This window comes from Streptomyces sp. NPDC047130 (assembly GCF_040643475.1).
Taxonomy (GTDB): domain Bacteria; phylum Actinomycetota; class Actinomycetes; order Streptomycetales; family Streptomycetaceae; genus Streptomyces.
In genome coordinates, this window is sequence record NZ_JBEYUK010000001.1 from 159,099 (window position 1) to 182,724 (window position 23,626).

The 23,626-nt window shown below is 74.8% G+C and carries 21 protein-coding genes and 1 pseudogene; 16 read left to right on the plus strand and 6 right to left on the minus strand.

Annotated features, from left to right (window positions below; translation table 11 throughout):
* Nucleotides 1–105: 105 nt before the first annotated feature.
* The 6 genes from glmS (at nucleotide 106) to tsaE (ending at nucleotide 7,575) form a co-directional block, all read left to right on the plus strand.
* Complete coding sequence (gene glmS, locus ABZ836_RS00775; RefSeq protein WP_361138110.1) at nucleotides 106–1,971, plus strand: glutamine--fructose-6-phosphate transaminase (isomerizing); 1,866 nt, start codon at nucleotides 106–108, stop codon at nucleotides 1,969–1,971.
* Nucleotides 1,972–2,146: 175 nt separating this feature from the next.
* Nucleotides 2,147–2,518, plus strand: coding sequence for a holo-ACP synthase (locus ABZ836_RS00780; protein ID WP_356128686.1), 372 nt, complete (start codon nucleotides 2,147–2,149; stop codon nucleotides 2,516–2,518).
* A gap of 22 nt (nucleotides 2,519–2,540) precedes the next feature.
* Nucleotides 2,541–4,118, plus strand: coding sequence for an NAD(P)H-hydrate dehydratase (locus tag ABZ836_RS00785; protein WP_356128689.1), 1,578 nt, complete (start codon nucleotides 2,541–2,543; stop codon nucleotides 4,116–4,118).
* 372 nt (nucleotides 4,119–4,490) lie between these two features.
* Nucleotides 4,491–5,657 (plus strand): alanine racemase, encoded by a 1,167-nt coding sequence (gene alr / locus ABZ836_RS00790; RefSeq protein WP_361138113.1) that lies wholly within the window; start codon nucleotides 4,491–4,493, stop codon nucleotides 5,655–5,657.
* A gap of 114 nt (nucleotides 5,658–5,771) precedes the next feature.
* Nucleotides 5,772–7,040 (plus strand): alpha/beta hydrolase, encoded by a 1,269-nt coding sequence (locus tag ABZ836_RS00795; RefSeq protein WP_356129198.1) that lies wholly within the window; start codon nucleotides 5,772–5,774, stop codon nucleotides 7,038–7,040.
* Nucleotides 6,991–7,575 (plus strand): tRNA (adenosine(37)-N6)-threonylcarbamoyltransferase complex ATPase subunit type 1 TsaE, encoded by a 585-nt coding sequence (gene tsaE / locus ABZ836_RS00800; protein ID WP_361138115.1) that lies wholly within the window; start codon nucleotides 6,991–6,993, stop codon nucleotides 7,573–7,575. Before ABZ836_RS00795 ends, tsaE begins: the two co-directional genes overlap by 50 nt.
* A 63-nt stretch (nucleotides 7,576–7,638) precedes the next feature.
* Here the strand turns inward: tsaE and ABZ836_RS00805 are convergent, their stop codons facing one another.
* Together ABZ836_RS00805 and ABZ836_RS00810 are read right to left on the minus strand one after the other, a co-directional pair.
* Complete coding sequence (locus tag ABZ836_RS00805) at nucleotides 7,639–7,845, minus strand: hypothetical protein (protein WP_361138117.1); 207 nt, start codon at nucleotides 7,843–7,845, stop codon at nucleotides 7,639–7,641.
* A gap of 131 nt (nucleotides 7,846–7,976) precedes the next feature.
* The gene (locus ABZ836_RS00810; protein WP_356128700.1) at nucleotides 7,977–8,519 is read right to left on the minus strand and encodes a hypothetical protein; all 543 of its coding nucleotides are present in this window, start codon (nucleotides 8,517–8,519) and stop codon (nucleotides 7,977–7,979) included.
* 125 nt (nucleotides 8,520–8,644) lie between these two features.
* Here ABZ836_RS00810 and tsaB point away from each other — a divergent pair, with 125 nt between their 5' ends.
* The 6 genes from tsaB (at nucleotide 8,645) to ABZ836_RS00840 (ending at nucleotide 12,876) form a co-directional block, all read left to right on the plus strand.
* Nucleotides 8,645–9,298, plus strand: a complete 654-nt coding sequence (gene tsaB, locus ABZ836_RS00815; protein ID WP_356128703.1) for a tRNA (adenosine(37)-N6)-threonylcarbamoyltransferase complex dimerization subunit type 1 TsaB — start codon at nucleotides 8,645–8,647, stop codon at nucleotides 9,296–9,298.
* Between the two features lie 56 nt (nucleotides 9,299–9,354).
* Nucleotides 9,355–9,858, plus strand: a complete 504-nt coding sequence (gene rimI / locus ABZ836_RS00820) for a ribosomal protein S18-alanine N-acetyltransferase (RefSeq protein WP_356129200.1) — start codon at nucleotides 9,355–9,357, stop codon at nucleotides 9,856–9,858.
* Nucleotides 9,851–10,987: a tRNA (adenosine(37)-N6)-threonylcarbamoyltransferase complex transferase subunit TsaD gene (tsaD, locus tag ABZ836_RS00825; RefSeq protein WP_361138119.1), complete on the plus strand. Its 1,137-nt coding sequence runs from the start codon at nucleotides 9,851–9,853 to the stop codon at nucleotides 10,985–10,987. Before rimI ends, tsaD begins: the two co-directional genes overlap by 8 nt.
* Nucleotides 10,984–11,241, plus strand: a complete 258-nt coding sequence (locus ABZ836_RS00830; RefSeq protein ID WP_361138121.1) for a hypothetical protein — start codon at nucleotides 10,984–10,986, stop codon at nucleotides 11,239–11,241. The genes tsaD and ABZ836_RS00830 overlap by 4 nt, the downstream gene beginning before the upstream one ends.
* A 7-nt stretch (nucleotides 11,242–11,248) precedes the next feature.
* On the plus strand, nucleotides 11,249–11,656 hold the full coding sequence (locus tag ABZ836_RS00835) for a hypothetical protein (protein ID WP_356128711.1): 408 nt from the start codon (nucleotides 11,249–11,251) through the stop codon (nucleotides 11,654–11,656).
* Between the two features lie 509 nt (nucleotides 11,657–12,165).
* Nucleotides 12,166–12,876, plus strand: a complete 711-nt coding sequence (locus ABZ836_RS00840) for a hypothetical protein (protein ID WP_361138123.1) — start codon at nucleotides 12,166–12,168, stop codon at nucleotides 12,874–12,876.
* A gap of 116 nt (nucleotides 12,877–12,992) precedes the next feature.
* Here the strand turns inward: ABZ836_RS00840 and ABZ836_RS00845 are convergent, their stop codons facing one another.
* The 3 genes and pseudogenes from ABZ836_RS00845 to ABZ836_RS00855 all read right to left on the minus strand — a co-directional run bounded on the left by ABZ836_RS00845 (nucleotide 12,993) and on the right by ABZ836_RS00855 (nucleotide 17,210).
* Complete coding sequence (locus ABZ836_RS00845) at nucleotides 12,993–15,323, minus strand: glycoside hydrolase family 3 N-terminal domain-containing protein (protein ID WP_356129202.1); 2,331 nt, start codon at nucleotides 15,321–15,323, stop codon at nucleotides 12,993–12,995.
* A gap of 18 nt (nucleotides 15,324–15,341) precedes the next feature.
* Nucleotides 15,342–15,548, minus strand: a pseudogene (locus ABZ836_RS00850) (carbohydrate ABC transporter permease); the annotation flags it as partial.
* Nucleotides 15,549–15,887: 339 nt separating this feature from the next.
* Complete coding sequence (locus ABZ836_RS00855) at nucleotides 15,888–17,210, minus strand: extracellular solute-binding protein (RefSeq protein ID WP_361138125.1); 1,323 nt, start codon at nucleotides 17,208–17,210, stop codon at nucleotides 15,888–15,890.
* A gap of 217 nt (nucleotides 17,211–17,427) precedes the next feature.
* Between ABZ836_RS00855 and ABZ836_RS00860 the strand changes: the two genes are divergently transcribed.
* Together ABZ836_RS00860 and ABZ836_RS00865 are read left to right on the plus strand one after the other, a co-directional pair.
* Nucleotides 17,428–18,486 carry a LacI family DNA-binding transcriptional regulator gene (locus tag ABZ836_RS00860; RefSeq protein WP_356128720.1) on the plus strand — a complete coding sequence of 353 codons (1,059 nt, stop codon included), beginning with the start codon at nucleotides 17,428–17,430 and terminating at the stop codon, nucleotides 18,484–18,486.
* Between the two features lie 83 nt (nucleotides 18,487–18,569).
* Nucleotides 18,570–19,802, plus strand: a complete 1,233-nt coding sequence (locus ABZ836_RS00865) for an LCP family protein (RefSeq protein WP_361138128.1) — start codon at nucleotides 18,570–18,572, stop codon at nucleotides 19,800–19,802.
* Nucleotides 19,803–19,878: 76 nt separating this feature from the next.
* On the opposite strand, the gene ABZ836_RS00870 is transcribed toward ABZ836_RS00865, so the two are convergent.
* Nucleotides 19,879–21,060 carry a class I SAM-dependent methyltransferase gene (locus ABZ836_RS00870; protein ID WP_361138519.1) on the minus strand — a complete coding sequence of 394 codons (1,182 nt, stop codon included), beginning with the start codon at nucleotides 21,058–21,060 and terminating at the stop codon, nucleotides 19,879–19,881.
* A gap of 329 nt (nucleotides 21,061–21,389) precedes the next feature.
* Here ABZ836_RS00870 and groES point away from each other — a divergent pair, with 329 nt between their 5' ends.
* Nucleotides 21,390–21,698, plus strand: a complete 309-nt coding sequence (gene groES, locus ABZ836_RS00875; protein ID WP_031477499.1) for a co-chaperone GroES — start codon at nucleotides 21,390–21,392, stop codon at nucleotides 21,696–21,698.
* 151 nt (nucleotides 21,699–21,849) lie between these two features.
* The gene (gene groL / locus ABZ836_RS00880; protein WP_361138130.1) at nucleotides 21,850–23,481 is read left to right on the plus strand and encodes a chaperonin GroEL; all 1,632 of its coding nucleotides are present in this window, start codon (nucleotides 21,850–21,852) and stop codon (nucleotides 23,479–23,481) included.
* Nucleotides 23,482–23,626 lie beyond the last annotated feature (145 nt).

The following is a 23,626-nucleotide window of genomic DNA, read 5'->3' on the forward strand; positions in this document are numbered from 1 at the left end:
GGGACGCGGGTCTGTCGGGGGCGGTCGGGGGTGTGCGGCCGGGGCGGGGCCCGAACGGACCACGACGGGCCGCGCCGTTCCCGGGCCCGGCCTAGGGTGAGGGACATGTGCGGAATCGTGGGATATGTGGGGCGACAGGCGGCACTCGACGTCGTGACGGCCGGGCTGCGCAGGCTGGAGTACCGGGGCTACGACTCGGCGGGGGTGGCCGTCCTCGCCGACGGGGTCCTGGCGGCGGTCAAGAAGGCCGGCAAGCTGGTCAACCTGGAGAAGGAACTCGGCGAGCGGCCCCTCCCCGCCGCCACCACCGGCCTCGGCCACACCCGCTGGGCCACCCACGGCCCGCCCAACGACGTCAACGCCCACCCGCACCTCGACGACGCCGGGCGGGTCGCCGTCGTGCACAACGGGATCATCGAGAACTTCGCGTCGCTGCGGGCCGAGCTGGCGGAGCGGGGCCACCGGCTGGCCTCGGAGACGGACACCGAGGTGGTGTCCCACCTGCTGGCCGAGGAGTACTCGGCGTGCGGCGACCTCGCCGAGGCGATGCGGCTGGTGTGCCGGCGGCTGGAGGGCGCGTTCACCCTGGTGGCGGTCGCGGCGGAGGAGCCCGGCGTGGTGGTCGGCGCCCGGCGGAACTCGCCGCTGGTGGTCGGCGTGGGCGAGGGCGAGGGGTTCCTCGCCTCCGACGTGGCCGCCTTCATCGAGTACACCCGGGACGCGATCGAGCTGGGCCAGGACCAGGTCGTCGAGCTGCGCCGGCAGGAGGCGGACGGGCCGGTCGCGGTGACGGTGACCGGCTTCGACGGGCAGCCCGCCGAGGTGCGGGAGTTCCACATCGACTGGGACGCCTCGGCCGCCGAGAAGGGCGGCTACGACTACTTCATGCTCAAGGAGATCGCCGAGCAGCCCAAGGCGGTCGCCGACACCCTGCTCGGACGGACCGACGGCGCCGGGCGCCTGTCGCTGGACGAACTGCGGATCCCGCCCGAGGAGCTGCGCGAGATCGACAAGGTGGTGATCGTCGCCTGCGGCACCGCCTTCCACGCCGGGCTGATCGCCAAGTACGCCGTCGAGCACTGGACGCGGGTCCCCTGCGAGGTGGAGTTGGCCAGCGAGTTCCGCTACCGCGACCCCATCCTGGGGCCGCGCGCCCTGGTCATCGCCATCTCCCAGTCGGGCGAGACCATGGACACCCTGATGGCGCTGCGCCACGCCCGTGAGCAGGGCTCCAAGGTGCTGGCCATCTGCAACACCAACGGCGCGACGATCCCCCGCGAGTCCGACGCGGTGCTGTACACCCACGCGGGCCCCGAGGTGGCGGTCGCCTCCACCAAGGCGTTCCTGACGCAGCTGGTGGCCTGCTACCTGGTCGCCCTCTACCTGGGGCAGGTGCGGGGCACCCGGTCGGACGAGGAGATCGGCGAGCAGGTGCGGGAGCTGTCGGGCATCGCCGACGGCGTGGAGCGGGTGCTGGGCACCATGGAGCCCGTGCGGGAGCTGGCCCGCTCGCTCGCCTCCCGGAACACGGTGCTGTTCCTGGGGCGGCACGTGGGCTACCCGGTGGCGCTGGAGGGCGCGCTCAAGCTGAAGGAGCTCGCCTACATGCACGCCGAGGGGTTCGCGGCGGGCGAGCTGAAGCACGGGCCGATCGCGCTGATCGAGGAGGGCGTGCCGGTGGTGGTGATCGTGCCGTCGCCGCGGGACCGGTCGGTGCTGCACGACAAGATCGTGTCGAACATCCAGGAGATCCGGGCGCGCGGGGCGCGGACCGTGGTGATCGCCGAGGAGGGGGACGAGGCGGTGCTGCCGTACGCGGACCACCTGGTGCGGATCCCGGCGACGCCGCCGCTGCTCCAGCCGCTGGTGGCCACGGTGCCGCTCCAGGTGTTCGCCTGCGAGCTGGCGACGGCGCGCGGCAACGAGGTCGACCAGCCGCGGAACCTGGCGAAGTCCGTCACGGTGGAGTGAGCGGTCCGGACCGCGGGGCCGCCGCGGTGGGAGTGGAGGGCCGGTGGGAGTGGAGGGCCGGGTTTTCCACAGGTGACGGGCGGCCCGGTGCGGTTGTCCACAGGGGGGTGGGTGGCCCGGGTCGGTTGTCCACAGGCTCGGCGGGTGGGCGGCGGCGGTCCGTAGGGTGAGGGCCATGAGCATCATCGGCGTCGGTATCGACGTGGCCGAGATCGACCGTTTCCAGGCCGCCCTCGCCCGCACCCCGCACATGGCGCAACGCCTGTTCAACGACAGCGAGCTGATACTGCCCAGCGGCGAGCGGCGCGGCATCGCCTCGCTGGCCGCCCGGTTCGCCGCCAAGGAGGCGCTGGCCAAGGCCCTGGGCGCGCCTCCCGGGCTGCAGTGGCGGGACGCCGAGGTGTACCTGGAGGACAGCGGGCAGCCGCGGCTGCGGGTCACCGGCACGGTCGCCGCCCGCGCCGCCGAACTGGGCGTCAGCTCCTGGCACGTGTCGCTCAGTCATGACGCGGGCGTCGCCTCGGCCGTGGTGATCGCTGAAGGCTGATTCCTGGGGAAGACTCGGCGGCATGCGGAGTGCCTACAGCGTGGAGACGGTACGTGCGGCCGAGCGGGAGCTGATGGCGAGGCTTCCGGAGGGCGCGTTGATGCAACGTGCGGCCGCCGGGCTCGCCGCCGCCTCGGCCCAGGTCCTGGGCCGGACGGCGGGCCGGGTCTACGGCAGCCGGGTGGTGCTGCTGGTCGGCAGCGGGGACAACGGCGGGGACGCCCTGTACGCGGGTGCGCGGCTGGCGCGGCGCGGGGCGGGGGTGACCGCCGTCCTGGTCACGCCCGAGCGGGTGCACGGGGGCGGGCTGGCCGCGCTGCGGCGGGCCGGCGGCCGGGACGTGCCGATGCCGGCGGGCGGGGCGGCCTTCGGCAGGGCGGGTTCCGGCGGCGTGGCATCGGGGGAGGCGGCTTCCGGCGCGGCCGTGGCCGCGGGGTCCGGGGCGTCGGGTGGTGTGCCGGACGAGGTGGCGCGGTTGATCCGGGCGGCGGACCTGGTGCTGGACGGGATCGTCGGCATCGGCGGACGGGGCGGCCTGCGGGCGGACGCCGCGCCGCTGGCGGAGCTGGTCGCTGCGTCCCGCGCCGCCGTGGTCGCCGTGGACCTGCCGAGCGGGGTGGAGGCCGACACCGGCGAGGTGCGCGGTCCCGCCGTGCGGGCCGACCTCACCGTCACCTTCGGCACGCACAAGCCGGCGCTGCTGATCGACCCGGCGCGCGAGTACGCGGGCTCGGTGCGGCTGGTGGACATCGGTCTCGGCCCGTGGCTGCCCGGGGAACCGGACCTGGAGGCGCTGCAGCACCAGGACGTGGCCCGGCTGCTGCCGCGGCCGGGGGCGGAGAGTGACAAGTACCGGCGGGGCGTGGTCGGCGTCGCCGCCGGGTCCGCGCGGTATCCGGGGGCCGCGGTGCTCGCCGTCGCCGGCGCGCTGCGCGGCGGTGGCGGGGCCGTCCGGTACGCGGGGCCGGCCGGTGAGGCGGTGCTGGCGCGGTTCCCCGAGACGATGGTCTCCGAGGGCGGACCGCGGCGGGCGGGCCGGGTGCAGGCGTGGGTGATCGGACCCGGTGCCGGGGACGACGCGGGCACGGTGGCCGAGGCGCTGGCCGTCGCCGGCGAGGCGGAGGTCCCGGTGCTGATCGACGCCGACGGGCTGCGGCTCGCGGACCGCGAGACGGTGCGGTCCCGGACCGCCCCGACGCTGCTCACCCCGCACGCGGGGGAGGCCGCGGCGCTGCTCGGCGTCGACCGGGCGGAGGTCGAGTCCGCGCGGCTCACGGCGGCGCGGGAGCTGGCGGAGCGGTACCGGGCGACGGTGCTGCTGAAGGGCACGACCACGCTGGTGGTGTCCCCGGGCCCGGCCGCGGTGCGGGTCAACCCCACGGGGACGCCGTGGCTGGCCACGGCGGGGTCGGGCGACGTGCTATCCGGGCTGGCCGGGTCGTTGCTGGCGGCGGGGCTGCCGGCGCGGGACGCGGGGAGCGTGGGGGCGTACCTGCACGGGCTGGCGGCGCGGAGGGCGTCGGTGGGGGCGCCGGTCGCCGCGCTGGACGTCGCCGCCGCCATCCCCACCGCCTGGCGCGACATCACCACCCCGGAGTGACCCCCGCCCCGGGGTGACCCGCCGCCCTGGAGTGACTCTCGCCCCGGAGTGACTCTCGCCCTGGAGTGGCCCGCCGGCCTGGAGCGTTTCCGCCCTGGAGTGCCCTGCCCCTCGGAGCGGCTCGCTGCCCAGGAGTGCCTCCCGCCCCGGTGTGCCCCGCCCCCTGGAGCGCCCCCCGCCCTGGAGTCCCCCGCCTCGGAGTGACCGCACCCTGGAGTGACCCCCGCCCCGGTGCCGCTCCGCGCGCGGGGCTACCCGCGACGCCTCCGTCCTGCGGGCGGGGCCCGCCCGCAGGGGCCCGCCGCGGCGGGGGGCTCGTTCGCGGAACGTGGGCCCGGGCGGTGGGCGGGGCTCTGTCAGACTGGGGGGACCATGAGTGAACGTGATGCGCGCCCCCGCGACACGACCCGCGTCCGCGCGGAGGTCGACCTCGCCGCCCTCCGCGCCAACGTGACGTCGCTGCGCGCACGGGTCTCCGGCGCCGCCCTGATGGCCGTGGTGAAGGCCGACGCCTACGGCCACGGCGCCGTCCCGTGCGCCCTCGCCGCGCAGCAGGCGGGCGCGGAGTGGCTGGGCACCGCCACCCCCGAGGAGGCGCTGGCCCTGCGCGAGGCCGGCCTGCGGGGGCGGATGCTGTGCTGGCTGTGGGCCCCCGGCGGCCCCTGGCGCGAGGCGATCGCCGCCGACGTGGACGTCTCGGTCAGCGCCCTGTGGGCGCTGCGCGAGGTGACCGCCGCGGCCCGCGCCGAACGCGCCCCCGCCCGGGTGCACCTGAAGGCGGACACCGGCCTCGGCCGCAACGGCTGCCAGCCCGCCGACTGGCCGGAGCTCGTCGCCGCCGCCCTCGCCGCCGAGCGGGACGGCCTGGTCCGCGTCGTCGGCCTCTGGTCCCACTTCGCCTGCGCCGACGAGCCGGAGCACCCGGCGAACGACGCCCAGCTCGCCCGGTTCCGCGAGATGGTGGCGTACGCCGAGGGCCAGGGCGTCCGGCCCGAGGTGCGGCACATCGCCAACTCGCCCGCGCTGCTGACCCGTCCCGACGCCCACTTCGACCTGGTCCGCGCCGGCATCGCCACCTACGGGGTGTCGCCCGGCCCCGAACTGGGCTCGGCCGCCGACCTCGGCCTGCGGCCCGTGATGCGGCTCTCCGCCGACCTGGTGCTGGTCAAGGAGGTGCCCGGCGGGCACGGGGTCAGCTACGGGCACCACTACGTCACCCCCGGCGGGACCACCCTCGGCCTGGTCCCCGCCGGTTACGCCGACGGCATCCCCCGGCACGCCTCCGACGCCGGCCCGGTGCTGGTCGGCGGCAAGCTGCGCACGGTGGCCGGGCGGGTCGCCATGGACCAGTTCGTGGTCGACCTCGGCGGCGACCGGCCGGAGCCCGGCACGGAGGCCGTCCTGTTCGGCGCGGGGGACCGCGGCGAGCCGACCGCCGAGGACTGGGCGCAGGCCTGCGGCACCATCGTCTACGAGATCGTGACCCGGATCGGCGTCCGGGTGCCCCGCGTGTATGTGAACGAGCACGCCACGGGGTAATCGAACGGCAGAGGGCCTGACGCGACGCGGCGGCAGGCGGGTCCGCCGAACGATCCCGGGAGACGGGAGGAGAGGGAGCGCCAGGTGAGCGAGGAGAGCCCGGCGGTGACCGCGGTGACCGTGCCCGAACTGGTCGTCGCCGCCACGGGCGTCGCCGCCCCGGCCCCCCGGGCCTGGCGCCGCAGCACCGGACTGGCGGGCGCCGCGATCGGCGTGGTCGCCGCGGGCGCGGCCGCCGGGGTGGCCGTCGAGCGCCTCACCATGGGCCGCGGCATCCGCCGCAAGGCCCGCCTCGCCCTGGAGGTGACCGGCCCCTACGGCACCCTCCGCGGCACCCCCGGAACCGCCCGCGCAGACGACGGCACCGAGCTGTACTACGAGGTCGACGAGGTGCCGGCCCCCGCGCCCGAGCCGGCCCCGCGCCGCCGGCGGCTGTTCGCCGGCCGCCGCCGGACCGCCGGGCCCCGGCCGCCCGTCACCGTGGTGTTCAGCCACGGCTACTGCCTCAACCAGGACGCCTGGCACTTCCAGCGTGCCGCGCTCCGCTCGGCCGGCGTCCGCGCCGTCTACTGGGACCAGCGCAGCCACGGCCGGTCCGGTCGCGGCGCCACCCGGGTGGAGCAGGGCGAGCCCGTCACCATCGACCGGCTGGGCCGCGACCTCGAGGCCGTGATCGCCGCCGCCGCGCCGGAGGGCCCGCTGGTGCTGGTCGGGCACTCGATGGGCGGGATGACGGTGATGGCGCTGGCCGACCGGTTCCCCGACCTGATCCGCGAGCGGGTCGCCGGGGTAGCCCTGGTGGGCACCTCGTCCGGCGGGCTCGGCGAGGTCAACTTCGGCCTGCCGATGGCCGGCGTCAACGCGGTGCGGCGGCTCCTGCCGGGCGTGCTGCGGGCGCTGGGACAGCGGGCCGAACTGGTGGAGAGGGGGCGGCGCGCCACGGCCGACCTGTTCGCCGGGATCATCAGCCGCTACTCGTTCGCCTCGGCCGAGGTCGACCCGGTGGTCGCCCGGTTCGCCGAACGGATGATCGAGGCGACGCCGATCGACGTGGTCGCCGAGTTCTACCCGGCCTTCGACGAGCACGACAAGACGGCGGCGCTGGCCCGGTTCCGCGGACTGCCGGTGCTGATCGTCGCCGGCGAGGGCGACCTGGTCACCCCCGTGGGCCACAGCGAGACCATCGCCCGCGAACTGCCGGAGGCGGAACTGGTGCGGGTGCCCGACGCCGGGCACCTGGTGATGCTGGAGCACCCCGAGGTGGTGGACGCCCGGCTCGCCGACCTCCTCGTCCGCGCGGGAGCGCTGCCCGGGGCGGCTACCGTGGGGTCCCATGGAAGCACCCGCGGCACCGCACAACCCCAGCGAACAGAACCCCGGTGAGCACGGCCGTCCCGACGGCGCCGCCGGCGACCGGCACACGCTCGAGCTGACCGTCTCCTCCGCCGAGGAGATGCTGGACCTCGGCCGTCGACTCGCCGGTCTGCTGCGCGCCGGCGACCTGGTGATGCTCACCGGCGAGCTCGGCGCGGGCAAGACCACGCTCACCCGGGGCCTCGGCGAGGGCCTGAACGTCCGGGGCGCGGTCACCTCGCCGACGTTCGTGATCGCCCGTGTCCACCCCTCGCTCGGCGACGGCCCGCCCCTGGTGCACGTCGACGCCTACCGGCTCGGCGGCGGGCTGGACGAGATGGAGGACCTGGACCTCGACGTCTCGCTGCCCGACTCGGTCATCGTCGTGGAGTGGGGCGAGGGGAAGGTCGAGGAACTCACCGAGGAGCGCCTGCAGGTCCTGATCGCCCGCGCGACGGGCGACACCGCCGGCGCCGACGGCACCGACGACGACGTCCGGCGGCTGACGGTCACCGGTCTCGGCGACCGCTGGGCCTCCGCCGACCTGAGCGCCCTCCGGGGCTGAACCACGGTCGCACCCGAGGCCGGCTGAGCCCGCCCGAAGCCGCCTGAGGCGGCGCGGCCTGCCTCAGGCGGCCTCGCGGGTGGCGCGGGTGGCGCGGGGGTCGGCGGCGGGGCGGTCGGGGCACGGCGGGGAGGAGACGGCGCGGGCCGCCGCGCAGGACGCGAGCAGGTCCCGCATGGACACCGCGGCGGCGCCACGCGTGACCGCGTCCGCCGGTGCGGCGTCCGCGCAACGCTCCGTGGTGTCGGGGCCGGCAACCGGAAAGAGCATGACGCCTCCTGGGATCCCGAGGGCGGGCGTGGTTAGGTAGACCTAACCACGCCCGCCGGGCGGCGCGCAATATCTTCCCGACGCGGTGTCGGAAACCTCGGGTGAACGTCCGGCGCGGGCGGCGGCGCCCGTCACCGGACGACGACCACCCGCCCGCCCAGCACCGCGAAGTCCCACATGGCCAGGCCGTCCGGCCGGGCCTCGCGGATCCCGCCGGTGCCCGGCGCCGGGGTTCCCGCCACCGCGCCGCCGCGCGGCGCGCTGAAGCCGATCACCACACCCCGTACGTCCGCGAACCGGACCACGTGCTCGATGGGCGCCCCGTCCGCCCCGACGCCGCGCAGCGAGCGCGAGGTCACCGTGTACGTCCCCGGCGCCGGGTCCACCGCGCCGGGCACCACGCGGAAGACCCGCCGCACCCCGCCCCGGGCGTCCACCAGCCACACCCGGTCCTGGCCCAGCGAGTACACGACCCGCTCCCCGCGCCCGGAGCGGGCGGGCAGCCCGCGCGGTCCCGGAGGCTCGGGTGCGGTCGCCGTCCCGGAGGCCGCCGGGGGACCCGGCGTGCGCAGGGCGGGCGGCACGTTCGCGTTCGCCTGGAGCCCGAGCACCACCACCGCGGTCAGCGCCGCGCCCGTCAGTACCCCCACCAACACCCCGCTGCGGACCGCCACCGCCGGTCTCCCTCGCTCGTCGCACCGTCACTCTGCGCAGTCGTATGCATGCGCGACGTTAGCAGCGGGGGTGGTCCGAGCCCCGCGAGGCCGTGCGGGCGGCCCGGGAGCCGTAGGCTGTTCGCGTGCTCTTGCTCGCTCTGGATACCGCAACCCCCGCCGTCACCGCCGCCCTGCACGACGGGACGGACGTCGTCGCCTCGTCGAGCCAGGTGGACGCGCGCCGCCACGGAGAGCTGCTGCTGCCCACCGTCGACCGGGTCCTCGGCGCGGCGGGCGTCGGGCTCGACGCCGTCACCGGCATCGTCGTCGGCACCGGGCCCGGCCCCTACACCGGACTGCGCGTCGGCCTGATGACCGCGGACACCTTCGGCCTGGCGCTCGGCGTCCCGGTCCACGGCGTGTGCACGCTCGACGGGCTGGCCTACGCCGCCGACATCGAAGGCCCCTTCGTCGTGGCGACCGACGCCCGGCGCAAGGAGGTCTACTGGGCGCGCTACGCCGACTCCCGCACCCGGCTCACCGACCCCGCCGTCGACCGCCCGGCCGACATCGCGGAGCAGGTCGCCGGGGTGCCCGCCGTCGGCGCCGGCGCGCTGCTCTACCCCGACGCCTTCCCGGACGTGCACGGACCCGAGCACGTCTCCGCGGCCGCGCTGGCCTCGCTCGCCGCCGAGCGGCTGGCCCGCGGCGAGGAACTCGCCGCGCCGCGCCCGCTCTACCTGCGGCGCCCGGACGCCCAGGTCCCCAAGAACTACAAGGTGGTCACCCCCCGGTGAGCGCCGCAGTGAACACCGTGCCGGACGCCCCGGTACCCACCGCGGAGATCCGCGAGATGCGCTGGTGGGACATCGACCCGGTGCTGACGCTGGAGAAGGAGCTGTTCCCGGAGGACGCCTGGTCCCGCGGCATGTTCTGGTCGGAGCTCGCCCATGCCCGCGGGCCCGGCGCCACCCGCCGGTACGTGGTCGCCGAGGCCCCGGACGGCCGGCTGGTCGGCTACGCGGGGCTCGCCGCCGCCGGCGACCAGGGCGACGTCCAGACCATCGCCGTCGCGCCGGACCACCAGGGCACCGGTCTCGGCAGCCGCCTGCTCGTCGAACTGCTCCGCGCGGCCACCGACTTCGAGTGCCACGAGGTGATGCTGGAGGTCCGGGTCGACAACGTCCGCGCCCAGCGGCTCTACGAGAGATTCGGCTTCGCACCGATCGGCTTCCGCCGCGGCTACTACCAGCCCGGCAACGTCGACGCGCTGGTGATGCGCCTGACCGACCCGGCCTCCGCCCCCTCCTCCGCCGTCACCCCCTCCGCTGCACAAGGAACCCCGAACCATGGCTGACCTGCGGGACGAGCCCCTCGTCCTCGGCATCGAGACCTCCTGCGACGAGACCGGCGTCGGCATCGTCCGCGGCACCACCCTGCTGGCCGACGCCGTCGCGTCCAGCGTCGACGAGCACGCCCGCTTCGGCGGCGTGGTGCCCGAGGTCGCCTCGCGGGCGCACCTGGAGGCGATGGTCCCCACCATCCGACGGGCGCTCAAGGAGGCCGGCGTCAGCGCCAAGGACCTCGACGGCGTCGCGGTCACCGCGGGCCCGGGCCTCGCGGGCGCGCTGCTGGTCGGCGTCTCCGCCGCCAAGGCGTACGCCTACGCGCTGGGCAAGCCGCTCTACGGCGTCAACCACCTGGCCTCGCACATCTGCGTGGACCAGCTCGAGCACGGGCCGCTGCCCGAGCCGACCATGGCGCTGCTGGTCTCCGGCGGCCACTCGTCGCTGCTGCTCTCCTCCGACATCACCTCCGACGTCCGGCCGATGGGCGCCACCATCGACGACGCGGCCGGCGAGGCCTTCGACAAGATCGCCCGGGTGCTGAACCTCGGCTTCCCCGGCGGCCCGGTGATCGACCGGTACGCCAAGGAGGGCGACCCGAACGCCATCTCCTTCCCGCGCGGCCTGACCGGCCCCCGCGACCCCGCCTACGACTTCTCCTTCTCCGGGCTCAAGACGGCGGTGGCCCGCTGGATCGAGGCCCGGCGGGCCGCGGGCGAGGAGGTCCCGGTGCGGGACGTCGCCGCCTCCTTCCAGGAGGCCGTGGTGGACGTGCTCACCCGCAAGGCGGTGCGCGCCTGCAAGGACGAGGGCGTCGACCACCTGATGATCGGCGGCGGCGTGGCGGCCAACTCCCGGCTGCGGGCGCTGGCCCAGGAGCGGTGCGAGAAGGCCGGCATCCGGCTGCGGGTGCCGCGCCCCAAGCTGTGCACCGACAACGGCGCGATGGTCGCCGCCCTCGGCGCCGAGATGGTGGCGCGCGGGCGGGCCGCCTCCGCCTGGGACCTGTCGGCGGACTCCTCGCTGCCGGTGACCGAGCCGCACGTGCCGGACCCCGAGGCCGCGCACGGCCACGGCCACGCGCACGCCCATTCCCACGACCACGTGCACGAACTGTCGAAGGAGAACCTGTACTCGTGACGGTCGCGCTGATGTGGGAGGCCCGGGCGGTCGAGGGCCGCGGCGAGGAACTGCTCGGCTGGGCGCGGGAGCAGGGACTGCCGCGCGAACCGCTGCGCCGCGAGACCTTCCGGGCCGCGCAGGACCGCGTCCTCGTCGTCACCTGGTGGGACGCCGGCCCCCACGAGCCGCTGCCGGAACTCCCCGAGCCGCCCCACGGCTTGGTCTCCCGCGCGGTGCACCGCTGGCGGTTCGAGTCGCTCGGGACGGAGTGACGCCCCGGTGCCCTACTACGCCGACCTCACGCCGTACACCTTCCTCCCGCCCGGCGGGCCGGGGACCGAGGCGCCCCGGCCGTGGCACGGGCTCCCGCTGGTCAACGTCGGCTGGCTGAGCGCCGCCCGGCGCTACCGCAGGGGCACGGCCCCGCAGGGCCTGGTGGACGCGCTGTGGGAGCGGACGCGCACCCACCGGGCGCAGCAGACCCGCGGTTTCCACCTCTGCCCCTGGTGCTCGATGCGACTGCTGCGGGCCGGCCCCGACTGCCCGCGCGGCAGCGCGGAGATCAGGGCGGTGGGCGACGGGGTCGCCTACGCGGCGCCGGAACTGGTCGCGCACTACGTGGAGTCGCACGGGTACCTGCCGCCCGACGGCTTCGTCCGTGCCGTGCTCGGCGGCCCGGTGCCCTGAACGTTCGTCCCGTGTTCCGGGCGTTGTCAGTGGCGGATGCGAAGATCCCAGCAGGTGCTGTCGATGACCCGGCCGTAGGGCCGGGCCGCCCGTAGGGGGTCGGCGATGTGGGACGAGCGGAGTACGACTCGCAGTCGCGAACCTGTGCTGCTGCGCGATGTTCTGGTGGCAACCACCGAGGCGCTGAGGGAGGCGTCGCGATCGGCGGAGGTCGCGCCGCCGGTGCCACCGGCGCCCCGGTGCGGTGAGTGCGGCGCGGAGCCACGGCGGGTCGCCCGCGCGATACCGGGGCGGCGCGCGCGGACGGGCGCCGAGGCGTCCTGCCCGTACCGCTCGGCCGCCTGAGCGCCCTCGCCGCCGGGGCGGCGGGCCGTGCCGGGGCCATTCGGGGGACTGCCCAGGCTGATCAGATGACTTTTTAGCTCGCCTGGCCCAGCGTCCCTGACTGACCCGGACCGCCGCAGGTCACAGCTTCCTCGCAGACCGACGAACGAGACGCGGGAGAGCAGATGACTTCTGGACACGGGAGGCCGCGGCGCCGCCGCGCCGTGTGGGCCGCCGGCGGTGTGTCGGCGTCGCTGGCCGTCGCGCTGGCCTGCGGAGCGGCCGGCGGCGCGGTGGCCGCGGAGCAGCCGCGGGTCGCGGCGGCGCCGGCCCCGGCGGCCGGCGACAGGTGCGAGGAGGACGGCGACCGGCGCCGGGAGAACGAGGGCGCCGGGCGGTTGGCCTCCTGGTTCCCCCAGTGGGGCCTCGGCGACCGGGCGGCCCGGGGCTGCGAGGGTGAGTGGGACCGGTGCGACGACCGGCCGCTGCCGCAGCCCGGGCCGGACGGCACGCGTCCGGACCAGGCCGTCGGCGAGGGGCGGGAGGACGTGCGTCCCGGTCAGGGAGCCGGTGCCGCCGAGCCCGCCACCCAGGCGGGCGCCGCCCCGCGCGCCGCCGCGCCGGGCGGCGCCTGCGAGACGCCGGACGGCCTCACCGAGGTGGTCGGTGACGTGGTGGAGGTGGCCCCGGGCGGGACCGGGGAGAGCGTCGCCGTCTGCCCGGAGGGCATGGTCGCGGTCTCCGGCGGCTGGTCCACCACCGAGCCCGGCCTGGTGGCCGGCGTCTCCCAGCGGCTCGGCGTCGACGGCTGGCGGGTCGTGCTCGACAACCCTGCCGCCGACGGCGAGCCGATCAGCGGGCTGGCCTTCGCCTACTGCGAGGACGAGGACGCCTAGGGCGACTTCCTGGGGCCGCCCGGGCCGGCTCCCGGGTGGACCGCCCAGGTCGGCGCTCCCGGGCGGCGGCCCGGGAGACGCTCAGGGCGGCTCCCGGGGAACGCCAAGGGCCGGGCCTACTCGGCCTTGGTGACCTCCGTCGCGCAGAGCAGTTCCCGGTCGTACCCGACCTCCCGGACCTCACCGTCCAGGGTGAGCGGGAAGACGTGCCGGACGTCCGCCGAGGACGCGGCGAGGCGGAGCTCCAGCCTGCCGGGCTCGACGATCCGGACGCCGTCGCGGCCGGTGAACGACGCGAGGTCGGCGTGGAACCGGAAGGTCACCCGGCGGGACTCGCCGGGGGCCAGCTCCAGGCGCCGGTAGCCGATCAGCCGGACGTCCGGACGGGTGACCGAGGCGACGGGGTCGTGCAGGTAGAGCTGCACCACCTCGGCGCCGCTCCGGTCGCCGTCGTTGCGGACGGTCACCGACACCTCGTACGTGCCGTCGGTGCCGATGCGCGGGCCGGAGGCCGGGGACTCGAAGCGGTCCCAGGCGAACGTCGTGTACGACAGGCCGTGGCCGAAGGGGTACAGCGGCGTCGGGTCCAGGTTGGTGATGTCGTTGGCCAGGCCCAGCGGCGGCTGGAGGTAGGTCCACGGCTGCCCGCCCGGGTCGCGCGGCACGCTGACGGGGAGGCGGCCCGACGGGGTCACCCGCCCGGACAGCACGCCCGCCACCGCGGGGCCGCCCTCCTCGCCGGGGAAGAAGGCCTGGACGACGCCGGCCAGCCGGTCCGCCCAGCGGCCCAGCGCGTACGGCCGCCCGGTGAGCAGCACCAGCACCACCGGCCTGCCGGTCTCCAGGAGCGCGTCCAGCAGTTCGCCCTGGACACCCGGCAGGGCCAGGTCGGCGGCGTCGCAGCCCTCGCCGGAGGTGCCCCGGCCGAAGAGACCGGCCCGGTCACCGAGGACGGCCACGACCACGTCCGAGGACGAGGCCAGCGCCGCCGCGTCCGCGAAGCCGGAGGTGTCGGCGTCCTGGACGTCGCACCCGGCGGCGAACTCCACGGCGGCGTCCGGGAACTCGTCGCGGAGGGACTCGAGAACGGTGGGGATCTCCACCCCCAGCTCGGTGTCGGGGTGGTGGGGCAGCACGTGCGAGGGGAAGGAGTAGCAGCCCAGCATCGCCATCGCGTCGTCGGCCCGCGGGCCGACCACGGCGATGCGGCGCACCGCCGAGGGGCCGGACGGGGCCAGCGGCAGGACGCCGCCGCCGTTGGCGAGCAGCACCACCGACTCGTCCGCGAGCCGGCGGGCCAGCGCGCGGTTGCCCGGGGAGTCCAGGTCGAGGGAGCCCCGCGGCTCCGGCGACCAGTCCTCGTCGAGCAGTCCCAGCTCGCACTTCTGCAGCAGCACCCGGCGGGCCGCCCGGTCCACCAGGGCCTCGGAGAGCCGACCCTCGCGCACGGCCTCGACGAGCGGCTTGCCGTAGCAGTGCAGCGTCGGCAGCTCGACGTCGACGCCGGCCTCCAGGGCCACACGCGCGGCGTCGCCCAGGCCGTCGGCCACCCGCTGCAGGCTGTGCAGGAAGCCGACGCCGAAGTAGTCGGCGACGACCGTGCCGGTGAAGCCCCACTTCTCCCGCAGCAGTCCGGTCAGCAGGGAGGCGTCGGAGTGGGAGGGCACGCCGTCGATCTCCGTGTAGGCGGCCATCACCGACCGCGCCCCGCCGTGCCGCAGACCGTGCTCGAAGGGGGGCAGTGTCACGTCGGCGATCTCCCGCACGCCGGCGCGCACCGGCGCGTGGTTGCGGGCCCCCGCCGACGAGGCGTAGCCGGCGAAGTGCTTCAGGGTGGCGACCACCCCGGTGGACTCCAGGCCCCGGACGTACGCGGAGGCGATGGTGCCGACCAGGTAGGGGTCCTCGCCGACGGTCTCCTCCACCCGGCCCCAGCGCGCGTCGCGCACGACGTCCAGGACGGGGGCGAGGCCCTGCTGGACGCCGGCCGCGGCGAGGTCGTCGCCGACGCGGCGGCCCAGCTCCTCGACCAGCTCGGGGTCGAACGAGGCGCCCCAGGCGAGCGGCACGGGGTACGCGGTCGCGCCCCACGCGGTGAAGCCGGCCAGGCACTCCTCGTGGGCGACGGCCGGGATGCCGAACCGGTTGGCGGCCATGATGGTCCGCTGCGCCCGGGCGAGCGCGCGGGCGCCCTCGTCCGGTGCGATCGGGGCGGTGCCGTAGGAACGGGTGATCTGGCCCAGGCCGTGGGCGATCACCTCGTCCCAGTCCCAGTCGGTGGCCATCTCGTGCTGGTGCGGGGCCACGCCCGCTTCAGCGTCCGTCGAGGCGCCGACCCACACTCCATAGAGCTGTGCGGCCTTCTCCTCCAGGGTCATCCGGGAGAGGAGGTCGTCGACACGGGCTTCGGCGGTCAGTGCGGAATCGCGCCAGGGGGCGGTCATGATGCTCCTGAGAGAAAAGTGTTACTTGCCGCCGACGCCCATCGACCCGCTCACCAGGGCCCGCCGGGCCACCGGGTGAACGGCGAGGATCGGCACGCCGGAAGGAACGACGGAGTCCGACAGCGCGGGGGCGTCGTCGCCCCCGCACTGGCTGACGTAGTTGTACAGACCCAGGGCGAGGACACGCGGTTCCTCGGACCCGGGGGGAATCGGAGGGCAGAGGAAGCCGCCCCGGACCGGCAGGGCGAACGCCGCCGGCGGCAGGACGGTCACCCGGCGGCCGGACGACGCCGCTCGACCGGACGGCGCCGCTCGACCGGAAGCCGCGGTCGCGGACCGCGACGCGGGCCGGGGACGGCGGGAGCCCGACAACGACGGCAACGACAACGATGGCAACGACGCCGAGGGCAACGACGCCGAGGGCGGCGAGCGCCGTGTCGAGCAGGTGGTGGCTCACCACGGTGAGCAGGACGCCGGACAGCGCCCAGGAGGCGTGCGGCGGACCCGTCCGGGTCGTCCGCACGCCGCCCCTGGGCGCCGCGCCGGCGCGGGGGGTGACCGACCCGGTCACTTGAGCCCCTTCAACGCGTCGACGAACTCCTTGGGCGTGGACCTGCCCTGGAAGAGCTTGTCGATCTCGGTGAGCATCGGCGCGGACCAGTTCGGCTTGACGGCCTGGTCCCAGCTGAGGGTGAACGCCGGTGCAGCCTCGACGAGTTCGTACTGGAACGTGGCGAACTCCGGGTTGGGCGAGTTCTCCAGCAGCACGGCGGCGTTGGAGGTGGTGGGGATGTCGCCGTTGGCGACCAGCGCCTTGGCGTACTCCTCCGACGCGCAGGTCTTCAGGAACGCGATCACCGCGTCCCGGTTCTCGGTGCGGGAGCTCACCGACCAGTAGTTGCTCGGGTTGCCCACGACGTTCTTGATGTCGCCCGCGCCGCCCTCGTAGGCCGGGAAGGCGAACCAGCCGAGGTTCTTCCTGGCGAAGTCCTCGTACTTGCCCAGCTGGGTCGAGTACTCCCAGGAACCCATCAGGTGCATGGCGGCCTTGCCCGCGGCGAGCCGGCCCGAGGCGTCGCCGTTGTTGTACTGGACGGAGCCGAAGCCCTTGCCGAAGGCCTGGCCGTCGACCAGCTTCCTGATCTCCTCGGCCGCCCGCAGGACCGCCGGGTCGCCCCAGCCGGCCGGGTCGCCGGACTGGATGGCGCGGAAGACCTCGGGGCCGGCGATGCGGTCCACCAGGTACTCCACCCACATCAGCTCGGTCCACGTGTCCGCGCCGCCCAGCGCGTACGGGGTGACGCCGCGGGCCTGCAGCCTCCTGTTGACGTCGAGCATCTGCCCCCAGGTGGTGGGGGGTTCGATGCCGGCCTCCGCGAAGACCTTCTTGTTGAAGAACATCAGCACGGGCTGCATGCCGCGCATCGGAATGCCGTACGGACGGCCGTCGAGGGCGCCGGACTGGATGACCGAGGGCAGGAAACCGTTCTTCAGCTCGGGCGTGGACTCGATGATGTCGTGGAGGTCGATGATCCGGTCCTCGTCCACGTACGCCTTGATCGAGCCGCCGCCCCAGTTGAAGAACAGGTCGGGCGCGCTCGGCGAGCCCATCGCGGTGCGCAGCTTGGCGGTGTAGTCGCTGCCGGGTATGCGCTGCAGCTTGATGGTCGCGCCGGTCCTCTTCGCCGCGGCGGACTCGTTGAAGCGCTGGATCGCCTGCTCCTGGATCCTGGCGGCGTCGTCGCCCCAGACGAACGCCGTGAGTGTCCCGTCCTCGACGGCGTCCATGTCGTTCTCGTCGCTGTCGCCCGAGCCGCAGGCGGTGAGGCCGGCGGTGAGCAGGGTGGCGCCGCCGACGCCCAGGAACCAACGCCTGCTGTACGACTCCATGGGACACGTACTCCTCGGAAGAAGCGGTCGTCGTTGACCGCAAAAGGGACGGGGACGGGGCGTTCACGGAGCTGCCCGTTCTGCGGCTCACGGCTCGTCCGGTGGAGATGCTTTGATGCTTCCTTCGAAGGTTTCGATCGATGCCGCGAATGTTTTGGGAACCTAAGCGCGCCGGGGGGGTTCGTCAAGAGGTTGCGCAGATATACGATCCCGAACCATGACGACTCCGGAATCCGCCGAAACCCCCTCCGTGCCCCGGCAAGGGCGCACCGCGACGCTTGCCGAGATCGCACGGGCGGCCGGTGTGTCCGCTCCGACAGTTTCGAAAGTCCTCAACGGCAGGGCGGACGTGGCTCCGGCGACCCGCTCGCGGGTGGAGCGCCTGCTGCGCAGCCACGGCTACCGCAGGCGCCGGGCGGACGCCTCCCGGTCCCCGCTCGTCGAGCTCGTCTTCCACGAGCTGGAGAGCGCCTGGGCCATGGAGGTCATCCGCGGCGTGGAGCGGGCGGCGCGGCGTGCCGGGCTGAGCGTGGTGCTCTCCGAGAGCGCCGGACGCCATACGCCCGGGGGGAGTTGGGCGGACCAGGTGGCGGCCCGCCGGCCGCACGGCGTGATCCTCGTGCTGTCGGGGCTGGACGAGAGTCAGCGCACCCTGCTGACCAGCCGGTCCATCCCGTTCGTGGTGATGGACCCGGCCGGCGACCCCGGCGCGGAGGTCCCCTCGGTGGGCGCCACCAACTGGCAGGGCGGGCTGTCCGCCACCCGGCACCTCGTGGAACTGGGCCACACCCGGATCGGCGCCATCAGCGGCCCCACCCGGATGATGTGCGCCCGCGCCCGCGTGGACGGCTACCGCGCCGCCCTGGAGACGGCCGGACTGGCCGTGGACCCCGGCCTGATCCTGGACGGCGACTTCCACCACGAGGCGGGCTACCGGCTCGGCCTGGACCTGCTGCGCCGCGAGAACCGGCCGACGGCCGTCTTCGCGGGCAACGACCTCCAGGCGCTGGGCCTGTACGAGGCCGCGCGCGAGCTGGGGCTGCGGATCCCCGACGACCTGAGCGTGGTCGGGTTCGACGACCTGCCGGTGGCCCGCTGGGTTGGCCCGCCGCTGACCACCGTCCGGCAGCCGCTGACGGAGATGGCGGAGGCGGCCACCCGGATGGTTCTCGAACTCGGGCGCGAGGAGAAGCCGTCGGCCGGCGCGCGGATGGAGCTGGCGACCAGTCTCGTGGTGCGCAGCAGCACCGCTCCGCCTCCCGCCGGGGCTTCCTGAGCCGCCGAATCCCTTCGAAACTTTCGACGACGGTCCCGCCGGGTTCTCCGGCGGAAGATTCCGCACCGGGCCTGTCCGGACTTATGTTCAGGCCTGTGAGCGAGAACGAGGGGACCAAGGGGACCGAGGGGATCGGGGAGCGTGGCCGGGGAGCCGCCGCCCGGACGCCGAACAGGCGCTGGGTCAGGGCCGTCGGGTACACGCTCGGGGGAGTGCTGGTGATCGCCGCCGTGGGGGGCGGCTGGGTCTACCGGCACCTGGACGGCAACATCCGCAGCGTCGACATCGACGCGGCCCTCGGGGACGACCGGCCGCACGCGCCGGTGGGCATGCCGATGGAGTCCGCGGGGCCGTCGCAGGGCCCGGCGGAGGGCGGTGGGGCGCTGAACATCCTGCTGCTGGGCTCCGACTCGCGTGACGGCGAGGAGAACCGGCGCCTGGGCGGCGGCAGTCCGGGCAGCGCCCGGGCGGACACCGCGATGGTGGTGCACCTGGCGGAGGGGCGGACCTCCGCGACGGTGGTCTCCATACCGCGCGACACCCTGGTGACCCGTCCGGCCTGTCCGCTGCCGGACGGCGGCACCACGGCGGCGGCGCAGGGGGTGATGTTCAACAGCGCCTACGCGGTGGGGGGCCCGGTCTGCGCGGTGAAGACGGTGGAGGCCCTGTCGGGTGTACCGATGGACCACTACCTGGAGGTCGACTTCGCCGGGTTCGCCAACCTGGTGGACGCGTTGGGCGGCGTGACGGTCGAACTCGCCGAGCCCATCGACGACGACCTGAGCCACCTGCACGTCGACGCCGGGGTCCACCACCTGTACGGCGAGGACGCGTTGGCCCTGGCCCGCACCCGCCACGGCGTCGGGGACGGCAGCGACCTGGGGCGGATAGGCCTGCAACAGCAGTTGGTCAGGGCGCTGCTGGAACAGGTCGAGCGGGCCGACCTGCTGGCCGACCCGGTGCGGCTGTACCAGGTGGCGGACGCGGCCACCTCCGGCCTGACCGCCGACACCGGCCTGGACTCGCTGGAGGAACTCGCGGGGCTCGCGCGCAGCCTGAGCGGGCTCACGCCCGAGGCCGTCCGGACGGTGACGCTCCCGGTGGTGCCCGCGCCGTTCGACCGGAACCGGGTGGTGCCCGAGGAGCCGGAGGCGGGGGAGCTGTGGGCGTCGCTGCTGCCGGGGGCGCCCGCCGTCGTGCCGGAGCCCTCGGGATCAGGGGTCTCCGCGTCCGCCACCGCGTCCGCCACCGTGACCCGGCCGCCGTCCGTGCCCGGGGCGCCGTCGGTGTCCGGGCCGCAGCCGCTGCCGCAGTAACGTTCCTTCAGCGGCGACCGGGCGGGTCGCCGGACCCCGGCGGCGGCGGGCGTGCCCGGTCCGCGCCCGGCCGGCGTCAGCGCGGCAGCGGCTGTCCCAGGAGCATCATGGGAGCGCCCGCGGCGCGGGTCAGGAAGACCGTGACCGCGGCACGCCCCTGCGGCTTGGGGAGCGCCTTGCGGCGGAGTTCCTCCGGTTCGACCGCCGAGCCGCGCTTCTTCACGGTGAGCGTGCCGACCTGGCGTTCCCTGAGCAGCGCCTTGAGCTTCTTCACGTTGAAGGGAAGCGCGTCGGTGATCTCGTACCCGGTGGCGTACGGGGTGGGGCGGAGTTCGTCGGAGGTGACGAAGGCGATGGTCTCGTCGATCAGCCCGCCGCCGACCTCCTCGGCCACCTCGGCGACCAGGTGGGCGCGGATGACCGCCCCGTCCGGCTCGTACAGGTACCGCCCGACGGGGCGGACCGCCGGGTCGGGCAGGCCCCGGCCGAGCAGCCGCCGGGGGCCGGGCAGCAGCGTGGCGGCAACCTCGCCGGGGCGTGCCGCCTCGCCGAACCAGAGGACGGCCTCCTTGACGTCGCCGCCGTCCGAGATCCACTCCGCCTCGGCGTCCTCGGGGACGGCCTCGTGCGGGATGCCCGGGGCCACCTTCAGCGCGGCGGCCCGGGAGGCGCCGCGGGCGGCCCCCACCGCCCAGGACAGCGGCGGGGAGTAGGCCTCCGGGTCGAAGATCCGCCCCCGGCCGCCGCGGCGCGCCGGGTCGACGAACACGGCGTCGTAGGGGGCGGTGTCCACCTCGGTGACGTCGGCCTCCCGCACCTCGATCAGGTCCGCAAGCCCCAGCGCCTCGGCGTTGGCCCGGGCCACGGCGGCGGTCAGCGGGTCCCGGTCGACGGCCAGGACGCGGATGCCGGCCCGGGCCAGCGCGACGGCGTCGCCGCCGATGCCGCCGCAGAGATCGGCGACGGACCGGACGCCGAGGGCGGCGAATCGCCCGGCACGGTGGGCGGCCACCGAGGCGCGGGTCGACTGCTCCACGCCGTTGGGGGTGAAGAACATCCGCCGGGCGTCGTCCGGACCGAACTTCGCGGCGGCGCGGGCGCGCAGGCGGGCCTGGGTGAGGGCGGCCGACACCAGTTCGGGGGAGTGGCTCCGGCGCAGCCGGGTGGCGGCGGCGAGTTCCCCGCCGGGGGCGACGTCCCGCACCTCGTCGAGGAGGGCGCGGCCCTCGGGGCTCAGCAGCGCCGCGAACGCGGCCACGGTCTCACTCACCGTCCCATTCTCCCCGTCGGCCGCCGCGGGCCGCGCGCCGGGCCCCGGGGCTGCGCGGGCCGGGCGCGGGGCCTCGGGGCGGCGCGGGCCGGGCGCCGGGGAACGCCCTCCTCCGCACGGCTGTTTCGCGCAACCCGCCGATAAATTGGCACTCCGCTTGACCGAGTGCTAACCCCGGTCATAGTCTCAGTCTTGGCACTCGCCCCAGGTGAGTGCCAACAAGCGACGGGCAGGTCCGGCACCCGCGACGACGGATCGACCTGGTCGCCACCTCAGACAGTTAACCCCGTGAGATCTCCGAAGGGGGAGGTCGGATCGTGACGACCGCCAGCTCCAAGGTTGCCATCAAGCCGCTCGAGGACCGCATCGTGGTCCAGCCGCTGGACGCCGAGCAGACCACGGCCTCTGGCCTGGTCATTCCGGACACCGCCAAGGAGAAGCCCCAGGAGGGCGTCATCCTGGCCGTGGGCCCGGGTCGCTTCGAGAACGGCGAGCGCCTGCCGCTCGACGTCAAGGTCGGCGACATCGTGCTCTACAGCAAGTACGGCGGCACCGAGGTGAAGTACAACGGCGAGGAGTACCTCGTCCTCTCGTCCCGCGACGTCCTCGCGGTCATCGAGAAGTAATTTCACCCGCTTCCCAGAAGCACCGAGCTGCGCCCCGGGCCCCCGCGCCATAAGCCGGGCGCCGGGGCGCAGTTCGCTTTTCCAAGACTTCGTACCGCTCAGACACACCGGCGATACACCGCATTTCTCCCGAGAGGGCTGAACCGCTCCCATGGCGAAGATCCTGAAGTTCGACGAGGACGCCCGTCGCGCCCTCGAGCGCGGCGTCAACAAGCTGGCCGACACGGTCAAGGTGACGATCGGCCCCAAGGGCCGCAACGTCGTCATCGACAAGAAGTTCGGCGCCCCGACCATCACCAACGACGGCGTCACCATCGCCCGTGAGGTGGAGATCGAGGACCCGTACGAGAACCTCGGCGCCCAGCTGGTGAAGGAGGTCGCGACCAAGACCAACGACATCGCCGGTGACGGTACGACCACCGCGACCGTGCTCGCCCAGGCGCTGGTCCGCGAGGGTCTGCGCAACGTCGCCGCCGGCGCCTCCCCGGCCGCCCTGAAGAAGGGCATCGACGCCGCGGTCAAGGCCGTGTCCGAGGACCTCCTCGCCACCGCCCGTCCGATCGACGAGAAGTCCGACATCGCCGCCGTCGCCGCCCTGTCCGCCCAGGACAAGCAGGTCGGCGAGCTCATCGCCGAGGCGATGGACAAGGTCGGCAAGGACGGCGTCATCACCGTCGAGGAGTCCAACACCTTCGGCCTGGAGCTGGACTTCACCGAGGGCATGGCCTTCGACAAGGGCTACCTGTCCCCGTACTTCGTGACGGACCAGGAGCGCATGGAGGCGGTCCTCGAGGACCCGTACATCCTGATCAACCAGGGCAAGATCTCCTCCATCCAGGACCTCCTGCCGCTGCTCGAGAAGATCATCCAGTCGAACGCCTCGCGTCCGCTGCTGATCATCGCCGAGGACGTCGAGGGCGAGGCCCTGTCGACCCTGGTGGTCAACAAGATCCGCGGCACGTTCAACGCCGTCGCGGTCAAGGCCCCCGGCTTCGGTGACCGCCGCAAGGCGATGCTGCAGGACATGGCCGTCCTCACGGGCGCCCAGGTCATCGCCGAGGAGGTCGGCCTCAAGCTGGACCAGGTCGGCCTCGAGGTGCTCGGTTCCGCCCGCCGCGTGACCGTCACCAAGGACGACACCACGATCGTCGACGGCGCCGGCTCCTCCGAGGACGTGCAGGGCCGCGTCGCGCAGATCAAGGCCGAGATCGACGCCACGGACTCCGACTGGGACCGCGAGAAGCTCCAGGAGCGCCTCGCCAAGCTGGCCGGCGGCGTGTGCGTGATCAAGGTCGGCGCCGCCACCGAGGTGGAGCTGAAGGAGAAGAAGCACCGTCTGGAGGACGCCATCTCCGCGACCCGCGCCGCGGTCGAGGAGGGCATCGTCTCCGGTGGTGGCTCCGCGCTGGTCCACGCCGCCAAGGTCCTCGAGGGCAGCCTCGACAAGACCGGCGACGAGGCCACCGGTGTCGCCGTGGTCCGCAACGCGGTCGTCGAGCCGCTGCGCTGGATCGCCGAGAACGCCGGCCTCGAGGGCTACGTCATCGTCTCCAAGGTCAAGGAGATGGAGAAGGGCCAGGGCTACAACGCCGCCACCGGCGAGTACGGCGACCTGATCAAGTCCGGCGTCATCGACCCGGTCAAGGTCACCCGCTCCGCCCTGGAGAACGCCGCCTCCATCGCCTCCCTCCTCCTCACGACCGAGACCCTGGTCGTCGAGAAGAAGGAAGAGGAGGAGCCGGCGGCGGGCGGCCACGGCCACGGCCACGGTCACGCCCACTGACCCACCCCGCTCTCCCACCGAGGCCCGGCCTCCCGCGTTCCGCGGGGCGCCGGGCCTCGGCGCGTCCCCGACACCTCCACGCGGGCCCCTGCCGCCGCCGCTTCACCCGCAGGAGTCACGCCATCCCCGCGCCGACGGCCCACTC

Bases quoted from the DNA above. Each gene is read 5' to 3' on its own strand.
- glmS (WP_361138110.1), top strand. From the start codon at position 106: ATGTGCGGAATCGTGGGATATGTGGGGCGACAGGCGGCACTCGACGTC.
- ABZ836_RS00780 (WP_356128686.1), top strand. From the start codon at position 2,147: ATGAGCATCATCGGCGTCGGTATCGACGTGGCCGAGATCGACCGTTTC.
- ABZ836_RS00785 (WP_356128689.1), top strand. From the start codon at position 2,541: ATGCGGAGTGCCTACAGCGTGGAGACGGTACGTGCGGCCGAGCGGGAG.
- alr (WP_361138113.1), top strand. From the start codon at position 4,491: ATGAGTGAACGTGATGCGCGCCCCCGCGACACGACCCGCGTCCGCGCG.
- tsaE (WP_361138115.1), top strand. From the start codon at position 6,991: ATGGAAGCACCCGCGGCACCGCACAACCCCAGCGAACAGAACCCCGGT.
- ABZ836_RS00805 (WP_361138117.1), bottom strand. From the start codon at position 7,845: ATGCTCTTTCCGGTTGCCGGCCCCGACACCACGGAGCGTTGCGCGGAC.
- rimI (WP_356129200.1), top strand. From the start codon at position 9,355: ATGCGCTGGTGGGACATCGACCCGGTGCTGACGCTGGAGAAGGAGCTG.
- tsaD (WP_361138119.1), top strand. From the start codon at position 9,851: ATGGCTGACCTGCGGGACGAGCCCCTCGTCCTCGGCATCGAGACCTCC.
- ABZ836_RS00840 (WP_361138123.1), top strand. From the start codon at position 12,166: ATGACTTCTGGACACGGGAGGCCGCGGCGCCGCCGCGCCGTGTGGGCC.
- ABZ836_RS00855 (WP_361138125.1), bottom strand. From the start codon at position 17,210: ATGGAGTCGTACAGCAGGCGTTGGTTCCTGGGCGTCGGCGGCGCCACC.
- ABZ836_RS00860 (WP_356128720.1), top strand. From the start codon at position 17,428: ATGACGACTCCGGAATCCGCCGAAACCCCCTCCGTGCCCCGGCAAGGG.
- ABZ836_RS00865 (WP_361138128.1), top strand. From the start codon at position 18,570: ATGTTCAGGCCTGTGAGCGAGAACGAGGGGACCAAGGGGACCGAGGGG.
- groL (WP_361138130.1), top strand. From the start codon at position 21,850: ATGGCGAAGATCCTGAAGTTCGACGAGGACGCCCGTCGCGCCCTCGAG.